Origin of the sequence: Enterobacter sp. 342 (assembly GCF_036663495.1) — a bacterium.
Lineage (GTDB): Bacteria > Pseudomonadota > Gammaproteobacteria > Enterobacterales > Enterobacteriaceae > Enterobacter.
In genome coordinates, this window is sequence record NZ_JAWUEI010000001.1 from 162,740 (window position 1) to 180,368 (window position 17,629).

General features: G+C 53.2%; 15 protein-coding genes. 6 read left to right on the plus strand and 9 right to left on the minus strand.

The genetic code is table 11. From position 1 onward, the window contains the following. Positions 1-78 precede the first annotated feature (78 nt). On the plus strand, positions 79-690 hold the full coding sequence (gene emtA, locus V6E55_RS00845; protein ID WP_114976937.1) for a membrane-bound lytic murein transglycosylase EmtA: 612 nt from the start codon (positions 79-81) through the stop codon (positions 688-690). A 38-nt stretch (positions 691-728) separates the two neighbouring features. Here emtA and ycgR read toward each other — a convergent pair whose 3' ends face one another. Continuing rightward, positions 729-1,460, minus strand: coding sequence for a flagellar brake protein YcgR (ycgR, locus tag V6E55_RS00850; protein ID WP_114976938.1), 732 nt, complete (start codon positions 1,458-1,460; stop codon positions 729-731). A gap of 207 nt (positions 1,461-1,667) precedes the next feature. On the opposite strand from ycgR, the gene V6E55_RS00855 reads away from it, so the two are divergent. Together V6E55_RS00855 and V6E55_RS00860 are read left to right on the plus strand one after the other, a co-directional pair. Then, on the plus strand, positions 1,668-1,922 hold the full coding sequence (locus V6E55_RS00855) for a GlsB/YeaQ/YmgE family stress response membrane protein (protein WP_114976939.1): 255 nt from the start codon (positions 1,668-1,670) through the stop codon (positions 1,920-1,922). A gap of 112 nt (positions 1,923-2,034) precedes the next feature. Then, a complete protein-coding gene (locus V6E55_RS00860) occupies positions 2,035-4,137 on the plus strand; it encodes a TonB-dependent siderophore receptor (protein ID WP_316941943.1) in 2,103 nt (700 codons plus the stop codon). 64 nt (positions 4,138-4,201) lie between these two features. Here the strand turns inward: V6E55_RS00860 and V6E55_RS00865 are convergent, their stop codons facing one another. Then, positions 4,202-5,887 carry an alpha,alpha-trehalase gene (locus V6E55_RS00865; protein WP_316941944.1) on the minus strand — a complete coding sequence of 562 codons (1,686 nt, stop codon included), beginning with the start codon at positions 5,885-5,887 and terminating at the stop codon, positions 4,202-4,204. Positions 5,888-5,989: 102 nt separating this feature from the next. After that, positions 5,990-6,946 (minus strand): AraC family transcriptional regulator, encoded by a 957-nt coding sequence (locus V6E55_RS00870; RefSeq protein WP_129995575.1) that lies wholly within the window; start codon positions 6,944-6,946, stop codon positions 5,990-5,992. Between the two features lie 115 nt (positions 6,947-7,061). Here V6E55_RS00870 and V6E55_RS00875 point away from each other — a divergent pair, with 115 nt between their 5' ends. Further along, positions 7,062-8,249, plus strand: a complete 1,188-nt coding sequence (locus V6E55_RS00875) for an MFS transporter (RefSeq protein ID WP_129995576.1) — start codon at positions 7,062-7,064, stop codon at positions 8,247-8,249. Positions 8,250-8,297: 48 nt separating this feature from the next. On the opposite strand, the gene V6E55_RS00880 is transcribed toward V6E55_RS00875, so the two are convergent. The 4 genes from V6E55_RS00880 to V6E55_RS00895 all read right to left on the minus strand — a co-directional run bounded on the left by V6E55_RS00880 (position 8,298) and on the right by V6E55_RS00895 (position 12,039). Further along, complete coding sequence (locus tag V6E55_RS00880; RefSeq protein WP_114976944.1) at positions 8,298-8,777, minus strand: Hcp family type VI secretion system effector; 480 nt, start codon at positions 8,775-8,777, stop codon at positions 8,298-8,300. 179 nt (positions 8,778-8,956) lie between these two features. Beyond that, a complete protein-coding gene (locus tag V6E55_RS00885; RefSeq protein ID WP_316941945.1) occupies positions 8,957-9,688 on the minus strand; it encodes a hypothetical protein in 732 nt (243 codons plus the stop codon). Between the two features lie 281 nt (positions 9,689-9,969). Next, positions 9,970-10,980 carry a type I glyceraldehyde-3-phosphate dehydrogenase gene (gene gap, locus V6E55_RS00890; RefSeq protein WP_236921425.1) on the minus strand — a complete coding sequence of 337 codons (1,011 nt, stop codon included), beginning with the start codon at positions 10,978-10,980 and terminating at the stop codon, positions 9,970-9,972. 78 nt (positions 10,981-11,058) lie between these two features. Next, positions 11,059-12,039: a GlxA family transcriptional regulator gene (locus tag V6E55_RS00895; RefSeq protein WP_114976948.1), complete on the minus strand. Its 981-nt coding sequence runs from the start codon at positions 12,037-12,039 to the stop codon at positions 11,059-11,061. A 149-nt stretch (positions 12,040-12,188) separates the two neighbouring features. Between V6E55_RS00895 and V6E55_RS00900 the strand changes: the two genes are divergently transcribed. Both V6E55_RS00900 and V6E55_RS00905 read left to right on the plus strand, forming a co-directional pair. Beyond that, a complete protein-coding gene (locus V6E55_RS00900; RefSeq protein ID WP_316942038.1) occupies positions 12,189-13,160 on the plus strand; it encodes a fatty acid desaturase in 972 nt (323 codons plus the stop codon). Further along, the gene (locus tag V6E55_RS00905) at positions 13,153-13,899 is read left to right on the plus strand and encodes a phosphate/phosphite/phosphonate ABC transporter substrate-binding protein (RefSeq protein ID WP_129997082.1); all 747 of its coding nucleotides are present in this window, start codon (positions 13,153-13,155) and stop codon (positions 13,897-13,899) included. The genes V6E55_RS00900 and V6E55_RS00905 overlap by 8 nt, the downstream gene beginning before the upstream one ends. Here V6E55_RS00905 and V6E55_RS00910 read toward each other — a convergent pair. Next, positions 13,878-14,774, minus strand: a complete 897-nt coding sequence (locus tag V6E55_RS00910; protein ID WP_114976950.1) for a LysR family transcriptional regulator — start codon at positions 14,772-14,774, stop codon at positions 13,878-13,880. The genes V6E55_RS00905 and V6E55_RS00910 overlap by 22 nt on opposite strands. Before the next feature lie 23 nt (positions 14,775-14,797). Further along, positions 14,798-17,086: an FdhF/YdeP family oxidoreductase gene (locus V6E55_RS00915; protein WP_316941946.1), complete on the minus strand. Its 2,289-nt coding sequence runs from the start codon at positions 17,084-17,086 to the stop codon at positions 14,798-14,800. Between the last annotated feature and the right edge of the window lie 543 nt (positions 17,087-17,629).

Here is a 17,629-nt window from a genome sequence, read left to right on the forward strand (position 1 = left end):
TGTCTATATCATGCCGCTTATACGCCGCCTGCTTCAAGAGGCGGCGCACCGCGATGACCGGCTATAAGGATAGATGACGTGAAATTGAGATGGTTTGCTTTTTTGATTGTGTTGCTTGCTGGCTGTAGTTCCAAACATGATTATCAAAACCCGCCCTGGAACCCGGAAGTGCCTGTAAAACGGGCCATGCAGTGGATGCCAATCAGCGAACAAGCCGGAAAGGCCTGGGGTGTTAGTCCACGACTGATCACCGCGATTATTGCGGTGGAGTCCGGCGGTAATCCAACGCTCGTCAGCAAATCCAACGCGGTGGGGCTGATGCAGCTTAAAGCATCAACGGCGGGAAAAGAGGTCTACCGCTATATGGGCTGGAACGGTCAGCCTTCGACCAGTGAGCTGAAAAACCCGGAACGCAACATTTCGATGGGAACCGCCTACCTGAGCATTATGGAACATGGGGTGCTGAAGGGGATTCAGGACCCGGAGGTGATGCAGTATGCGCTCGTGGTTTCTTATGTTAACGGTGCCGGCGCGTTGCTCAGAACCTTCTCCTCTGACCGGAAAGAGGCGATTGCGGAAATTAATGGCATGGACAAAGATGAGTTCTTTGAACATGTGGCTAAGAATCATCCGGCACCACAGGCGCCTCGTTATATCTGGAAAGTTCAGAAAGCGATGGATGCCATGTAATGCCGTACACGGGCGGCGGTTACGCTGCCCGACTTTTCTCACAGAACTTTATTGGCGCGTTGCCGCGCTTCCCGCTCCAGTGAATAGATAATACGCTGAAGTTCGCGCTCTGCGCCGGGCCCCACATTAAGGAAACGGAAGCTCAGGCGTGGCGTAGTGATAGTCTCGTTTTTGCTGTCTACGACTTTGCGATCGCTGATGGCTATCAGTTGTGCATCAAAATAAAAGCGACCCCAGCCTCCCATATCCAGTTCGATCTGGGTAAAACGCATACCTTCAACCAGCCCCTCAGGTTTCGCGGTATCCATCAGTGCGCCCATACCGCCAAGAGACAGATCGAAAAGGCGGAAACGGATCTCTTTTTTGTCCGGCATTTTGGCCTTACAAAAATAGGCTGGCTGAAGCGGAGCGCTGATGCGGAAATACTCACGACGCTGGACAAACCAGAGATTAGTGGGAAGAGGCGTAACAAAAGCAGGAAGCCCCTGATATTCGCTCAGTTCCAGTCGTGGCAGGACAAACTCCACTTTCGCCCCCTGCGTTTCGGCCATCACCGCGATATTTTCCGCTTTCAGTGCGGCGCGGTTTTCATACTCCTGACTGCCCAGGTCGATAACCAGCCGCTCCTGCGAGGCATCAAGGATCTTGCTGATGAACTGATTATTCGACCAACTGATGCGCAGCGGCACTTCGCCTTTTTGCAGGTCGCGTAATACCCCTAATACAGCCAGCGGATTTTGCTTGAGGAACTGCTCACTGTAATGACTCACGCCGGATGGCTCCTTGAAAGATGACAGACTGTCTTAGCGTTATCGGCAATCAACAATGAAACTTAATACAAACCGGTGAGTTTTTTTACCTGTTTAAGAAAAGATAAGTCGGTGAGATGAAAATGGTTTTCTGGTGATGACCTATAATTAAGGTAGCTGTGCAGAAGGTTTTCTGCACATGCGTTAAACCTGCAAGAGGGCATCGCTATGGGTATCATCGCCTGGATTATCTTTGGTCTTATTGCTGGCGCTATCGCTAAATTGATCATGCCGGGAAACGATGGCGGCGGCTTTATTTTGACCTGTGTACTCGGGGTCGTTGGTGCGGTTGTGGGCGGCTGGCTGGCGACGATGTTTGGTTTTGGAGGCAACATAAGTGGTTTTGACCTGCACAGTTTTCTGGTCGCTGTCGTGGGTGCCGTTGTGGTGTTGGGCATATTCCGATTACTGCGACGAGCATAAAATGACATAAACGGCTCTCTGCGGAGGGCCGTTTTTTTATCTTAGTATTGATTTGTCAATCTAAATGATAATAATTGTCGTTCCTAATTGCATCTAACAACAAGACGACATTATGAATACCTCACGTTTTGCGCTGTGCGCCCTGGCAGGTGCCGTCACGCTGGCATTGCAGGCCCAGGCGTTTGCCGAAGAATCAACAATCGTTGTTACGGGCTCAGAGCAGGGCAGCGCACTGCCTGCCTGGACGAACAGCGCCACGAAATCGGCCGTTGCCGAAAGTAAAACGCCGCAGGTCATCACGACCCTCTCTGCACCGGAAATAGAAAAGCGTCACGCGAATTCGGTGAATGAAATCCTGCGCTATGCCCCGGGCGTCTCAACCGAGGTGCGCGGGAATACCTCCTACATGAGCGAATATAAAATTCGTGGTTTTACCGTCGACCAGGAGTTCTACAACGGGTTGCAACTGCCCTATAACGTCACCGGAAACACCAAGGCGCGCATCGATCCGCTGTTAATAGACAGTGTTGATATCCTGAAAGGCCCTTCATCGGTACTTTATGGCGGAGGTTCTCCGGGCGGGCTGGTGAATATCCAAAGTAAAAAGCCGCAGCGAGAAGCCCGGACTGAGGTCGGTTTTAACACCGGGAACCGTAATCTGAAAGAGGGCTATCTCGACTCAACCGGACAAATTGCCGACAGCGACTGGAACTACCGTTTGCTGGGCAAAGCGACGGAAAATGACGATCAGCCGCACACTACCCGCTATGAAAACTACCTGATTGCCCCGTCAGTCACCTGGCAACCGGACAGCAAAACCCGACTCACCCTGGATGCCCTGGCGCAAAACACCCCGAGCCTGACGCCGTCTAACCCGTTGCCGCTTGCTTATCTGCGCTCGAAATACGCGGGCAAGCGCGATTACGCCGGAGATGAGTGGAACGGGTTTAAACAGCGTCAGTGGATGCTGGGCTACAGCTTCGAACACGAATTTGACAGCGGCTGGGGCTTTAATCAGAAAGCGCGCTATTTCGACGTCGATACCCACCAGCGCAGCGCCTACGCGACAGGGACAGGAAGCGAGGTATACGAGCTCAACCGCTTCGCCTATACCACCGATGAAGACCTTAAGAGCTTTAACATCGATAACCAGGTGACCAAAACCATTACGCTGGGTGACTGGAAACACCATCTGCTGGCCGGGTTTGACTATCAGAAGCTGAACTCCCATTTCCATTATCGCTACGCGTCGGCCACGCCGGGTATGGATATGCGTCATCCTGATTATTCGCAGATCCATGAAAGCGCGCTGGGGCTCTACACCGCCCAGAAAAACCGTCTCAGCTACCAACAGAACGGTTATTACCTGCAGGATCAGGTGGAATTTGGCGGCCTCAATCTGCTGGGTAGCCTGCGCTACGACGATTACCGCTCCGTCACCACCAATTATCTGCAAAACGGCGATAAAGCCTGGGTATCGCAGGATCGCGTTACCAAACGTCTGGGGGCACTTTACGCCTTTGATAACGGGATATCGCCATTTATCAGCTACTCAGAAGGTTTTGCGCCAGTCTCCCCGCAGGGAACGCTCGTGGCGAAAGACGTCAAACCGACCACCAGCAAGCAGGTGGAAGGTGGGGTAAAATATCTGCTGGCCGACTACGCCACCACCTTTACCGCCTCGGTGTTTAACATCCGTCAGAAAAATGTCGTCACTTCCGATCCGGGTTTCCTGAACTATCGTCAGACCGGGGAAGTGGAGTCTAAAGGGGCAGAGTTGTCCGCCATCAGCCGTCCGATGGACAACCTGACGCTGATTGCCAACTATGCGTACACCCACGCGATCAATACCGAAGATGATAAATACCAGGGGAAACGTCCAACGCAGGTTCCGGAGAATGCCTTCAATCTCTGGGGGGATTACACCTTTGAGAACACGGCGTTGAAAGGGCTGATGCTGGGGGCGGGCGCACGCTACACCGGCCCGATGGAAATCTCTCCGTCTAACGATGCGGGTAAACTGGGCGGCACTACGCAGTACGATCTGGCGGCCTCGTACCGGATGGGCGAAATTCTGCCCTCGCTGGCAGGGCTAACGCTTAAAGCCAGTGCGCAGAACATCACCAATAAAGAGACACTGACCTGCTACGATGCGACCAACTGCTGGATTGGGCGTGACAGGACGTATCAGTTAGGGGCGAGTTACAGTTTCTAAGCGAAGCCCTGTGAGTTCAACATGTAAGCCGGGTAAGGCGTAGCCGCCACCCGGCAATACTCACTTACTGCGCCGTCGCATTCACCGGCGCTGTTTCATCATTTGCCGCAGGCTGATTTTCCGGCACGCTGTCGCAGGGTTTCGCTTTCGGGCAGACCCGATCCAGCATTTTCAATGTCACACCGTTACTCCAACCGAAGCCGTCCTGCAACGGATACTCACCGCCGCCGCCACCAGTACCGGTTGTCGACACGTCATACTTCTCGACCAGTTTCTTTTCCCGGTCATAAGTATGCTGAACGTTCTTCAGGAAGCGCCAGGTTACCTCCATCGAGACCTTCTCTTGCCCGTAATTCTGCAGTCCTTCCGCGGCCACCCACTGCAGCGGGGCCCAGCCGTTTGGCGCGTCCCATTGCTGGCCACTACTAATAGTGGTGGTGGTAATTCCGCCTGGTTTCAACAAGCGAGACGAGGTTGCCGCTGCCACTTTGTCGGCCCGATCCTGCGCCGCCGCCTTCACGTAAAGTGGGAACAGGGCTGCCGCCGTGAGTTGATTACGCACCTTCTTGCTCTTGAGATCGTAATCGGCGTACCAACCCTCTTTATCATTCCACAGATGGCTCTCAATGGCTTTCTGACGCGCGGTTGCCAGCGTTTCGTATTTGCTCGCGCTGGCGGCATCGCCACTCTCCTGGCTTGCCCGCGCCAGCAGTTTTTCCATCTTAAACATCAGGGCATTCAGATCGACGGGCACAATGCTGGTGGTCCGGATCGTGCCGAGCTTTTGCGGATCGTCCATCCAGCGGGAGCTAAAATCCCAGCCCGAAGCCGCAGCGGAACGTAAATCACGGTAGATCTCGGTCGCGGGACGGTTAGGGTTACTTTTGGCGGTATTCACATCGTCAAGCCAGGACTCCGGGCGCGGGGTATCGCGGTCATCCCAGTAGCGGTTGAGAATGGCGCCATCATCCAGTTTCACCACCCGTTTGTTGGCTTGTCCCGGCTGAAGGGCATCTACGCCATCCATCCAGTAAGCGTACTCTTTCTCCATCTGCGGACGATATTTCTTCAACGCATCGCTGTCATGGGTTGCCAGCAGCTCAACCATCATTGAGAAAAACGGTGGCTGGGAGCGGCTCAGGTAGTAGCTACGGTTGCCGTTGGGAATGTGGCCGAAGGTGTCAATCTCATACGCAAAGTTATCCACCATGTCGCTGATTTTGTCCCAGTGATCGCTTTCCGCCAGGCCCAGCATGGTGAAATAGCTGTCCCAGTAGTAGACCTCACGGAAACGACCGCCGGGCACCACGTAAGGTTTGGGTAACGGTAGAAGGGAATCCCATTTGTTGCTGGCTTTATCCGTGGTGCGCGTCAGTACGGGCCAGAGATCATCAATGTGCTCACGTAAACTTTGTCCAGCAGGCGGAACATATTTTTCCCCTTCCGCAGGGAGCGTGAAGTTCATCTCGACAAAGTGGCGTAAGTCAAAGCTGGACTGCGTGTGCTGCATCCGATAATCCGCCAGAATCATTAGCGGGTCGCTTTTGGGGACGGCATCAGCGAAGGTTTTCTGATCGGGAAACAGTTTGGCACTTTGCACATCATTGAACAGAGGGCCCAGCAAAATATCAGGTGAGGTTGTCTGGGTCGCGGGGCTATCGTCGGCATAACCCAATGTCGTTACGCCGAGCAGCGCGACTCCTGACGCAAGGGCCAGGAACGCGGGGCGTAGTGTTTGAGGTCTTATCATCAGTTCGTCTCCTGTCTTCACTAAACAGCGTGACCGCTGTTGTCAATCACCTGAAAACCTTAGACGAATATTGCCTGATTCGCGTTAAATATTGCTGTTCAGTCAGGCCTCTTCCGGCGTCTGACTGGCTTCCCGCAGCGTGCCCGGTGCATGTCCAATAATGCGCTTAAATGCCCGGCTAAATGCCGCCAGAGAGCCGTATCCCAGCCGCAGCGCGACGGTTTCAATCGGCTGATTTTCGTGTCGAATGTACTGAATGGCCAGCCTCATCCTCAACTCGCTGAGATATTTTGCCGGAGTGGTTCCCGTCGCGGCCAGAAAACGTTCGGCGAACACGGAACGGGACGTGCCCGCTTCTTTTGCCAGGTCCGCCACGCTCCAGTTCAGGCCAGGCTGCTGGTGCATAGCGTAAATGGCCCGGCTCAGGCGCGGATCGCGCAGTACCTGCACCCAGCCGGTGGCTTTGCCACAGCCGCCTTCAACCCAGCCACGCACGATTAACGCTGCTACCACGTCGGCCAGTCGCGCAAGGATCCCTGCGTACCCGGCCTGACGCGCCACGGATTCCCGCTCCATCGCCGCCAGCAACGGGTGGATCTCCGGCCAGGTGGACATCAACCGGCTGACCATCATCACTTCCGGCATCGCCTTGATCAGCGGCTGCATCCCGCCCAGCTCAAAATCCATGCACCCGCTAAAGATAATGGTGTTCTCGCTTTCCGGGCAGGGCTCGCAGGTGATGGCACACACCGAGCTGCAGATGGGTTCGCTGGGAAAAGCGTTGATGGGCGTAATAGTTGCCTGCTCGTCTGAGAGCAGGGAATGGGAATTTCCACCAGGAATGAAAAGGGCGTCACCACTTCTCAGTTCGAACGTGGTACCGCTCTCCATTCGCAGCAAGGCGCTACCGTGGCTCACAAAATGAAACTGCGCCCTACCGGGCGCCTGATGGAACGCGACGCCAAACGGTGCACTGGCCTGGATCCGCCGGTATTTCACACCTGACAGGCGCATGCCGCGTAAAAGTTCGCTGATCAGATCGGGTGACTGCACGGTCATGGCATAACTCCGGACGAATAATCAATAAGTGGAGATTATATGTCATAGATCGTCCAGGGTGAACCTTCTATGCTTTTGCGACAGATGTCACATTTTCATAACAGGAGAACAGCAGATGAATTCATGTGTCGCGGCGAGAGAGGCCATCGCGCCTGCAAAACCCGCCTGGCGAGCGGTCTATTCACTGGGGCTGGGGGTGTTTGGGTTGATTACGGCAGAGTTTCTGCCCGCCAGTTTGCTGACGCCAATGGCTGCGAGCCTGGGGGTAAGCGAGGGGATGGCCGGTCAGGCCGTGACCGCCACCGCACTGGTGGCGCTGGTCACGGGATTGCTGATCACGCCGGCCACCAAAAGCATCGACCGCCGCTGGGTATTGATGTTTTTCTCCGTGCTGCAAATCATCTCCAGCCTGCTGGTAGCCTTTGCGCCCAACTTACACGTCCTGCTGATGGGGCGCTTGCTGCTGGGGGTTGCCATCGGCGGATTCTGGGCGATGTCGACGGCCACGACGATGCGTCTGGTTCCCGCGGATAAAGTGCCAAAAGCGCTGGCGGTGATCTTCTCCAGTGTATCCATTGCCACCGTAGTTGCTGCCCCACTGGGGAGCTATCTGGGCAGCCTGATTGGCTGGCGTAACGTCTTTGTACTCTGTATTCTGCCAAGTATGCTGGCGCTGCTGTGGCAGCTCTGGGTGCTGCCTTCCATGAAACCGGAGAGCAGCGGTAGCCTGAGTACCTTGTTCCGGGTGTTACGTCGTCCGGGGATGATCGGCGGTATGCTGGCGACCATTCTGATCTTTAGCGGCCACTTTGCTTTCTTTACCTACCTGCGTCCGTTCCTGGAAACAGTAGGGCAGGTAAGCGTTGAGAGTATTTCACTGATCCTGCTGGGTTTTGGACTTGCCAACTTTGTCGGCACCTCTGTCGCCGGGCATCTGCTGGCGCGTAATCTGCGCCTGACGCTGGCGCTGGTACCGTTTGCGATGGGCGTACTCGCCCTCACGATGGTGGCGTTTGGTCATCTGGCGATGCTGGATGGGTTCCTGGTTGCGTTGTGGGGCTTTGCGTTTGGTCTGGTTCCGGTGGGCTGGTCAACCTGGCTTGCAACCACCGTTCCGGATGAAGCCGAAAGTGCAGGCGGGCTGCTGGTAGCGTCCATCCAGCTGGCGATCAGTGCCGGTGCGGCCGGGGGCGGGGCGGTATTTGACCTTAACGGCGCCAACGGCGTATTTGTTGGAAGCGGTCTCCTGCTGGTGACGGCGATGGTGATTGTGTTTATGGGTGTCAGAGTGAAGGCGGAGTGATCTTTTTCCCTCTCCAGTGGGAGAGGGAAATTATTGATATCCAATGTTCTACGCTGTCGCTCTTTCATTCCAGGTATCTTTAAACATTATATTGCCGTCGCAATATTTCCATTCAATTGATTCATATCGGATTTCGACTTCTTCCATGTGAGCACTCGCGATACCTAATGGATGCAATACTGGCGAAATCCTCGTTATCTTGACGTTTTCCAGAGTGATATTGAAGTATTCGCGCTCAATACCGGCGTCATCAATTTTATACATTTTTATTAATGCTGATTTGAATGTTTTGCCTGTACATACTGCACGACATAAATAGGGTGTGATGCGGTCTATTTCCTTTTCAAAGGTAATTGGAACATGAAGGCGTGTCCCCGTCAGTTTTCCCGTGTTGGAACAGGTGGGGATCCAGACAGAGTGGTTAAACGATTTTAGTTCGGTAGAGCCCAATCTTGTAGGCATTAAACATTCACCAATAACGGGCGCGTTATTTTCATCAGTAAACCATATATGTGCTGGAGTAGACATGTTTTTATCTTCCTTTATAAAAAAAGCGATTGATAAAACAACGAGTGCAATTACCCCAATTATTCGAATTGCTATCATGTCATCATCAATAACAGACACTGTAATCATTGATAAAAGAAGAATGATTACGACGACCCCACAAGCGCGCAAGTCTCTAATTATATCATCTAAAATTATTTTCAATATACTCTTAAAGAAGTTAAACATTGTTTCATCATCTTGATTAAGGCTTCGGCAATATCATCGTCTGAAGCAGAGTAAACATTGAAATTACCTGATTTTGTTATAACGGGTTCAATCAGGAAGTACATCATTTCAAGATGTTCCGTATATAGAGCATGATAAAAAAGCGGGCTATTATTTTTTAGTCTATTTGCACTATCAGCGGCCTGCTGAACCAGGCTATAAGTATTAAGTACAAATAAAGCTATTGCACCCTTACCTGCTATTTTATTATTGAAGGCGTTTTGTACGGCAGAGTTCATTTTGTTACCATAACAGATGTATTTGGCCACTGCATAGAGTAAACCTATTTTGGATATTTGTTTGACGGAGTAGTGTGTTGTAAGACGTATTGTTTTTTCAAGAATATTTCTTTTTCGATCTTCACTTTTGCCATTTAATAATGTTTCTATATAAATCCTTATCATTCTAAATATAATGTCTCTGTGTGTCACAAGTTGATAAATACCATCAGCAAATCGCTTGTCTTCTATGCTCAATCGTTTACAGACATCCTGATAATTATCGGTAAAGCAAGATGTATAATAAAGCAAGCGCGTGGTAGCATCACCAAGATTGTTTAAATATTCTATGGCACCATCCTTTACCCCCGCGACGGCGTGATCGAGTCTTACTGCGAGGTCCTTATCGGATCCAATTCTTTCTATAATTTCCTTGCTGTAATACATAATATGTCCCTGTTGTGTACAGGGTTTATCATGGTCTACGTTATCGTCTAAGGATAGTGATCGTACTCTCAATTTTAAAAGTAAAATAAAGAATAACCACTAACCTATTATCTATAGTTAATCGATGCTTATTTATAATTGATGCGATGAATTGGAACTTGTTGAGTATAACTAAGATTATCTTGAAATATATATTCAGCGAGGAGTGGGTGATATTACAGAATGATGACATAAGTTGCAGGCCGGGTAAGCGTAAGCGCCACCCGGCATCAAGGTAAGATTTACAACCCTTTCTTATCCATCCACAACGCCAGATCGACCAGGCGGTTTGAGAATCCCCATTCGTTGTCATACCACGCCAGGATCTTCACCATGTTCCCGCCAATCACCAGCGTGGAAAGCCCGTCGATAATTGAGGAGCGTGGGTCGCCCTGGTAATCGCTGGAGACCAGCGGTTCATCGCTATATCCCAGAATGCCTTTCAGTGGCCCACTGGCGGCAGCGTGACGAAAAGCATCATTCACTTCTTCGACAGTCACGTTACGGCTTAGCGTTACCGTTAAATCCACAATCGACACCACTGGAACTGGCACACGCAGGGAGTATCCGGTCAGTTTACCGTCCAGGGAAGGGATGACTTTCCCCAGCGCTTTTGCTGCACCGCTGGAGTACGGGACAATTGACAGTGCTGCAGCACGTGCTCCACGCAGATCCTTTTCAGGCTGATCATGCAGCGCCTGACTGTTGGTATATGCATGTGTCGTGTTCATTAGCCCATGCTCAATCCCGAACTGTTGATGCAGTACTTGCGCGGCTGGAGCCAGGCCGTTAGTGGTACAACTCCCGTTGCTTACGACAATATGCCGGGCCGGATCGTACTGCTCGTGATTGACTCCCATGACTATCGTCAGGTCATCGTTTTTCCCGGGAGCGGAGATGATAACGCGCTTAGCTCCACCGTGGGTGATATGCACTGCCGCTTTTTCCCGTTCGGTGAAGAAGCCGGTGGCCTCAATCACCACGTCAACGCCGGCATCACGCCACGGAATATTCGCCGGGTCGCGTTCGCTGTATACGGTAATTCGTTGACCATCCACCTGCAACGCGCCGTCAGCTGCTTCAACGGGAACCGGCAGGGTACCGAGAAGGGAATCGTGTTTGAGCAAATGGGCGAGGGTTTTGCTGTCCGTCAGATCGTTAATGGCCACAATCTGCAGATCCGCGTTGCCCAGCGCCGCGCGCAGGAAATTACGTCCGATACGGCCGAAACCGTTAATACCGACCTTAACCATGGTGCACTGCTTATCTCTGTTGTCTGGAGTCACTGTAGGCGTCAGGCCGGGTGGCGTAAACGACAAAAAAGGATCAGATTACGCCATCTTCCGGCAATGAAAGCGCTGGCGGTACTCGCCCGGAGTGAGGTGGAGTTGTTTCTCAAACACGCGTCGCAAATTAATACTGCTGCCAAACCCGGTTCGCTCAGCAATAAGCTCAAGGGGATCCCGGGTCTGCTCCAGCAGTTGTCGGGCGGCAGCCAGACGCGCTTCAGTGACGTAGCGGGCCGGAGAAACACCTGTCTCACGGGTAAACACGCGGGTGAAATTGCGCGGGCTCATCGCCGCTTTCCCGGCCAGATTTTCCACGCACAAGTCTTCCGTGAGGTTTTGCAGGATCCAGGTTTGCAACGCACTGAGCGGGCCAGAATCACCGGGTTGCTGAAGGCTATAACGACTGAACTGCAGTTGCCCACCGGGGCGGCGCAGATACATCACCATATCCTGCGCCACGTCGCGGGCGAGGGTAAAACCATAGTCATCTTCCACCAGCGCCAGAGTCAGATCGAACCCGGAACTTACGCCACCAGAGGTCCAGACAGGACCATCCTGAACATACAACGGACCACTTTCGACCCTGATAGCCGGATACTGGGTTTGCATTGTTTCCAGCAGCCGCCAGTGGGTGGTCGCGCGACGACCATCGAGCAATCCCGTCTGGGCAAGCAGCATCGCACCGCCACAAATTGACGCGATCCGCCGCGCATGCGGCGCAGCAAGGTGCAGCCAGTCCACCACGGCGGTACTTTCCTGTTCGTTCATACCGCGACCGGTGATGATAATCGTATCCAGCGGTTCACGCGGATCCAGCTCCGGCAGACGGTAGTCCGCCAGCAGATTCAGACCGGACTGACCGTGGATCACCTGGTGGGGCTGAGTCGTGGCGATGATAATGCGATAGCGGGGATGCGAAATACCTTCCGGATGCAGTCGATTGGCCTGCATCAGAATGTCAGCGATACCGGCGGCTTCAAACAGCATGCCGCCGTCAGGAACAATAATCAGGATTTTCTTCATGTCCTGAAAAGTACCTTTATTGCAGAATAAGTCAAGTGGCGGAGCCTGCCCACGTTTCTGGCAAAGCAATGCGATTTAAGTTCTTTGTTATTTCAGACGTTATCCCCGATCGTCAGGGCACTGTCTCTGGCGAAACGGCGACTGAAGGAATGGGTAAACGAAACTCCCTCTATTTACATCAGCAACAACGCGAACAAATCCGCCATCTCGCATCGGGTTTTATATGGCGAAGCGAACTGCCCACGTGGCTATTGATCATCACTATTTATGCAGGCTGGTTTGCCACACTGACGTTCTGGCAAATGCTCGGCCTGCTGCCCGCCACGTTGCTGCTCATCGGGTTTACCGCCTGGTATATGTCCTTGCAACATGAGTTGATCCACGGACATCCCACGCGTTTTGCCTGGCTTAACCAGCTGCTTGGTACGCTCCCACTGGCTGTCTGGTATCCATATGGTCTGTACCGGGATTCCCATCTCGCCCATCATCGGTACCATAGCCTGACTTTTCCGGCGGATGACCCGGAGTCATACTATTTTACAGAAGCGAGCTGGGCGCGCTTCTCCCCCTGGCAGAAACGCGTGATCCAGGCGCGGAATACCTTTACCGGGCGGATATTGCTGGCGCCGCTGCTGGATATCGTTCAGACACTGGGCAGTGCCGTGGCGGCGTTTAGTCATCTTCAACTGCGGGCAATATCAATGTGGCTGGTTCACATTTTGCTGCTGGTGGCACTCTTCACATGGATGACACATACCGGGTTTTCACCCGTCTGGTTTGTGCTGGCGGTCAGTTATCCGGCGCTGGCGCTGACCAAGGTCCGATCATTTTTCGAACATCGTGCGGCGGATGACCCGCTCGCACGTTCTGTCATTAACGAGGCTGGGTTGTTCTGGCGGGTACTGTTTTTGAATCTCAACTACCATTCAGTACATCATGATTTACCGGGCGTGCCCTGGTATGGGCTGAAGACAATCTACCAGCAAAACCAGGATGCGTATCGGCAGCGAAACCGTGGTTTTCTCGTCCGGGGCTATGGCGAATGGTTCTGCCAGTTCTGGAGCAGACCCGTTGACGTTACCGTCCATCCGGGGCGCCAACAAAGGACAAATGATGAGTAATCTGCTGGCATTTCCTATGTATGCCATTGATCAAGCCAATACCCGCGCGCTTTGGCTGACGGTAAAGAGTTTGCTGGCCGCACGTGGTGTGTTCGTTGTTCGAGACCCCGGCGAGCCGGTGTCTGACCTGCTGACTCACTGGCAGCAGCCTGAACTTATTCTCAGCCAGACCTGCGGCTATCCGCTGGTCACGCAACTGCCGGACGTGCAGGTGGTCGGTTGTTTTCACTACACGGCTCCGGGATGCGATGGGATCCAGTACCGCAGTCTTCTGGTGGTGCGTGCACAGGACCGGCATCTCACGCTGGCGGATTTTCGCGGACGTCGGGCGGTCTGTAATTCCGCGGACTCGCAGTCCGGCTACCATGCGCTGCGAAAGAAAGTGGCTGACGACAATTTTTTCTCACAAACGACATTCAGTGGCAGCCATCGTCAGTCGCTGATTGATGTCAAACACGGAGAAGGTGATATTGCAGCCATCGACTGTGTGACCTGGGCACTGCTGCAGCGTCACGAGCCGGAACGGCTTGCGGGGCTCGCGGTCATTGACCGTACCCCTTTGACGCCGGGGCTACCGCTGATTACCTCGCATAACACCTCGCCTGAAACGCTTAACACCATTCGTGATGCGCTCCGCGCGCTGGTGGAATCACCGGAACATCGGAACGTTTGCGACGCGGTGTTGATCGGCGGTTTTAGCGTGGTGACGCGTCAGGCTTACGCTTCATTGTCTGCGTGAAAAATCGCCTGAGCGTCAGTAAAACAGCGCAGTGCCAGCGAGGAGACGGGCTTCTGTCTGCGCATAATCAGGCCGACAGGGGCCTCAATATTGGCGTCGGCGATGGGGACTATCCTGAAATTGCTGTTCAGGTCTTCCAGCCCGTTGCTCAGCGGCATCACGGCGCAACATACGCCGCTCTGAACCGCCTGAATAATCTGGAACGTGGAGTCGCTTTCAAAAACGGACGTGGGTTCGATCCCTGCGGCGTTAAAGCTGGCCTCCATATGCGCCCGGTAATGCATCCCTTTGGTCAGGAACCCCAGCGGAAAATCCATCAGGTCGCGCCAGGTCAGGGTGACCTGATCCAACTGAAAATGACGCGTATCGTGCAGCAGACCCATCTTCGTCTTTGGCAACTGAATAATGTCAAACAAGCTGGTGTCGATACTGTTGAGGTAGCATATACCCAGCTCAAGCTGATTACGGCTGACGCCATCGGCAATCTGTGCCGAGGACATGGAATAAAGGCTGTAAGTCAGCTCCGGGTATTTTTGCGTCAACAGGCGGATAAAGATCATCGGGTCCACGCTCGCCAGCGGGACCATTCCCAGGCGTAACTCACCCACCACCTGGCCCTTGCACAGCGCGGCTTCAGCCTGTAATCCGTCATGGGCAGCAAGCAAGGCACGCGCCCATGCCAGAATGCGTTCACCTTCCGGTGTAAAGCCTTCAAAGCGCTGCCCGCGCACAATCAGCACCAGCCCAAGCTCCTCTTCCAGATTGCGGATGCGCATGGAGAGCGTCGGCTGGGTGATGTTGCACTGCGAGGCCGCCTTACCAAAGTGGCGGGTCTCGTCGAGTGCGATCAAATATTTCAGCTGTTTTATATCCATCGTCTTTCTCTGCGCAAACAGCCTTACAGCATGCGGATCTCTTTCGAGCGCAGGGTGATGCGAACCGGAACTGATTTATAGGACGGCGTGCCGCTGTCTTTATCCAGATAATCAAGCGGCACCAGCACGTTGGCTTCCGGATAGTACGCTCCGACAGAGCCCGGTGCGATGCTGTATGCCACAACCGTAATATCTTCCAGACGCTGAACACTGCCGGGAAGGGCGGTTTCGATATCCACGCGGTCACCGTGTTCCAGCCCAGCCTGTGCCATATCATCTTCATTCATAAACAGCACATCCCGGCGGCCAAAAACGCCACGGTAACGGTCGTCCAGGGCGTAAATGGTGGTGTTGTACTGGTCATGGCTGCGCAGCGTGATCAGGCGCAGAACATGCTCTCCTTCACCACTGGCATTTTCATGTACGCCGTCGAATATTGAGAACATCGCTTTGCCAGTCGCCGTTGGCCAGATACGTTTCGTGGGTGGCAGTGGCATACGGAAGCCGCCGGGAACGCGGATCCGCGCATTGTAGTTCTCGAACCCCGGAATGGTTTGCTCGATGAGATCGCGGATGCGGTCGTAATCCTCAATCAACGTCATCCAGTCCACACGGGTTGCCTGCAGAGTGGCTTTCGCCATGCCGGCGACAATGGCCGGTTCAGCCCGCAGCAGTGGAGACGCAGGTTTTAGCTTGCCTGAAGAGGCATGCACCATCGACATCGAGTCTTCGACGGTAATGGACTGACGCCCGGTGGCCTGAACATCCAGTTCGGTACGACCAAGACAAGGTAAAATAATCGTCTCTTTACCGACCAGCAGATGGGTACGGTTGAGCTTGGTCCCGACGTGGACACTCAACGCCAGGGATCCCATCGCCGGAAAACCGCGCTCGTGATCGGGCATCGCGACGGCAAAATTACCGCCGAGGCAGATGAGCGCTTTTGCATGGCCGTCGATCATGGCTTGCGTTGCCTGCACCGCATCATGGCCGTGATGGGAGGGGGGCTCAAACCCAAAAACGTCTTTCAGACGCTGCAGAAATGCCGGCGTCGGCTTCTCACTAATCCCGACGGTGCGGTTTCCCTGCACGTTTGAATGACCGCGCAGAGGGCAGATCCCCGCACCGGGCTTGCCAATATTGCCGCGCATCAGCAGAAGGTCAGCAATCAGCCGGACGTTAGCCGTGCCTTTATTGTGCTGGGTAATCCCCATCCCGTAAGTAATGATAGTGGCACTGGATTTCGCATAGGCGTCGGCCACGCTTTTAAGCGCCGCCTGGCTCAGCCCTGACTCTCGCTCGATCTCGTCCCACTGCGTGTGGGCAATATCGGCAGCAAAGTCCTCAAAGCCCTGGGTGTGTTCGGCAATAAACGCGTGGTCGAGCACGTTACCGCGTTCGGCCTCCATGTGCAGTAGGTGTTTAGCAATACCTTTTAACGCGGCGGCATCACCTCCGGCCTTCACCTGGAAGTAAGTCGACGCGATATCTGTCGAGCTGTAGGTCGCCATTTCAATGACGCTTTGCGGGTCCGCAAAACGTTCCAGAGCGCGCTCGCGCAGCGGGTTAAAGACGATAATCGGCACGTTGCGGCGCGCAAGTTCATGAAGGGTACCCATCATCCGAGGATGGTTAGTCCCGGGGTTGTGACCGATGGAGATCACCAGCTCTGTTTTATCGAAATCATCCAGTGAGACAGTACCTTTCCCGATACCAATCGAGCGTGGCAATCCGACGCTGGTGGCTTCGTGACACATATTCGAACAGTCGGGGAAGTTATTAGTACCGTATTCGCGTGCAAAGAGCTGGAACAGGTATGCCGCTTCGTTGGAGGCGCGCCCGGAGGTATAGAACTCAACCTGATCCGGATCGAGCCCGCGCAGGATCTCACCGATGCGTTGAAACGCCTCGTCCCATTCGACAGGCTTGAAAGTATCGCTTGCCCGGTCATAGCGCAGGGGATGTGTCAGACGGCCGTATCCTTCCAGCTCAAAGTCAGATTTAGCCAGCAATGAGGCAACTGTGTTTTCGGCCAGAAAAGCTGGGGTGACGCGTTTGCTGGTCGCTTCCCAGGTCACTGCTTTCGCGCCGTTCTCACAGAACTGGAACGTCGATTTGTGCTCTTTATCAGGCCATGCGCAGCCCGGACAGTCAAAGCCGTCAGGCTGGTTGGTGCGCAGCAGCGTCGCGGGGGCATCAAAGGTATCCATTTGGGTACGCACCGCGATGGCGGTGGCTTTTAACGCCCCCCAGCCACCAGCAGGACCGTCATAGTGTCTGATCCCGGGAACTGAGCGTCTTTTCTTATTCATACCAACTCCTGACTCGTTAACTCATACACCGCCGGACCCGTAAAACCACTGTGGAGGGGCAATAAGCGCAAGCAATGATGACCACGTGTATCAATGCACACGGTGCTGCAAAGCGCTTTATCTTAAATACATCTTTATTACAGTGACTTATAAGCGATGTAGTCTAAAAATTTAAAGAAATTATAACGAAATTTTATCATTTTGATAATAAATCTTATCTATCACACGTTCGGTGGGATAGATGACGCAGGAAGAGAAAATAATGTAGTAGCGATAAAACTTCATATGAAAGTCGGGAAGGGTGAGCTAGCGGTAAACCTCAGTGTAAATTGATCTAAAGAAAATTCTGAACATCATTGCAGCAGGAAAGTTTACCCACGCTTAATTGTTAATTCATCCAATTGATGTCTGAATAGACAGTTATCACGATAAAAAATACATACTTATTTTGAGGTGTGAAATTAACTGCCTGCCAGCGGTCTGAAATAATCTGATTTAAGATGTCCTGCCGGGCAGAAATAAACATACTCTATCGATGCAACA

Bases quoted from the DNA above. Each gene is read 5' to 3' on its own strand.
- V6E55_RS00875 (WP_129995576.1), top strand. From the start codon at position 7,062: ATGAATTCATGTGTCGCGGCGAGAGAGGCCATCGCGCCTGCAAAACCC.
- V6E55_RS00900 (WP_316942038.1), top strand. From the start codon at position 12,189: ATGGGTAAACGAAACTCCCTCTATTTACATCAGCAACAACGCGAACAA.
- gap (WP_236921425.1), bottom strand. From the start codon at position 10,980: ATGGTTAAGGTCGGTATTAACGGTTTCGGCCGTATCGGACGTAATTTC.
- V6E55_RS00880 (WP_114976944.1), bottom strand. From the start codon at position 8,777: ATGTCTACTCCAGCACATATATGGTTTACTGATGAAAATAACGCGCCC.
- V6E55_RS00895 (WP_114976948.1), bottom strand. From the start codon at position 12,039: ATGAAGAAAATCCTGATTATTGTTCCTGACGGCGGCATGCTGTTTGAA.
- V6E55_RS00885 (WP_316941945.1), bottom strand. From the start codon at position 9,688: ATGTATTACAGCAAGGAAATTATAGAAAGAATTGGATCCGATAAGGAC.
- V6E55_RS00910 (WP_114976950.1), bottom strand. From the start codon at position 14,774: ATGGATATAAAACAGCTGAAATATTTGATCGCACTCGACGAGACCCGC.
- V6E55_RS00860 (WP_316941943.1), top strand. From the start codon at position 2,035: ATGAATACCTCACGTTTTGCGCTGTGCGCCCTGGCAGGTGCCGTCACG.
- V6E55_RS00870 (WP_129995575.1), bottom strand. From the start codon at position 6,946: ATGACCGTGCAGTCACCCGATCTGATCAGCGAACTTTTACGCGGCATG.
- V6E55_RS00855 (WP_114976939.1), top strand. From the start codon at position 1,668: ATGGGTATCATCGCCTGGATTATCTTTGGTCTTATTGCTGGCGCTATC.
- V6E55_RS00865 (WP_316941944.1), bottom strand. From the start codon at position 5,887: ATGATAAGACCTCAAACACTACGCCCCGCGTTCCTGGCCCTTGCGTCA.
- V6E55_RS00915 (WP_316941946.1), bottom strand. From the start codon at position 17,086: ATGAATAAGAAAAGACGCTCAGTTCCCGGGATCAGACACTATGACGGT.
- V6E55_RS00905 (WP_129997082.1), top strand. From the start codon at position 13,153: ATGAGTAATCTGCTGGCATTTCCTATGTATGCCATTGATCAAGCCAAT.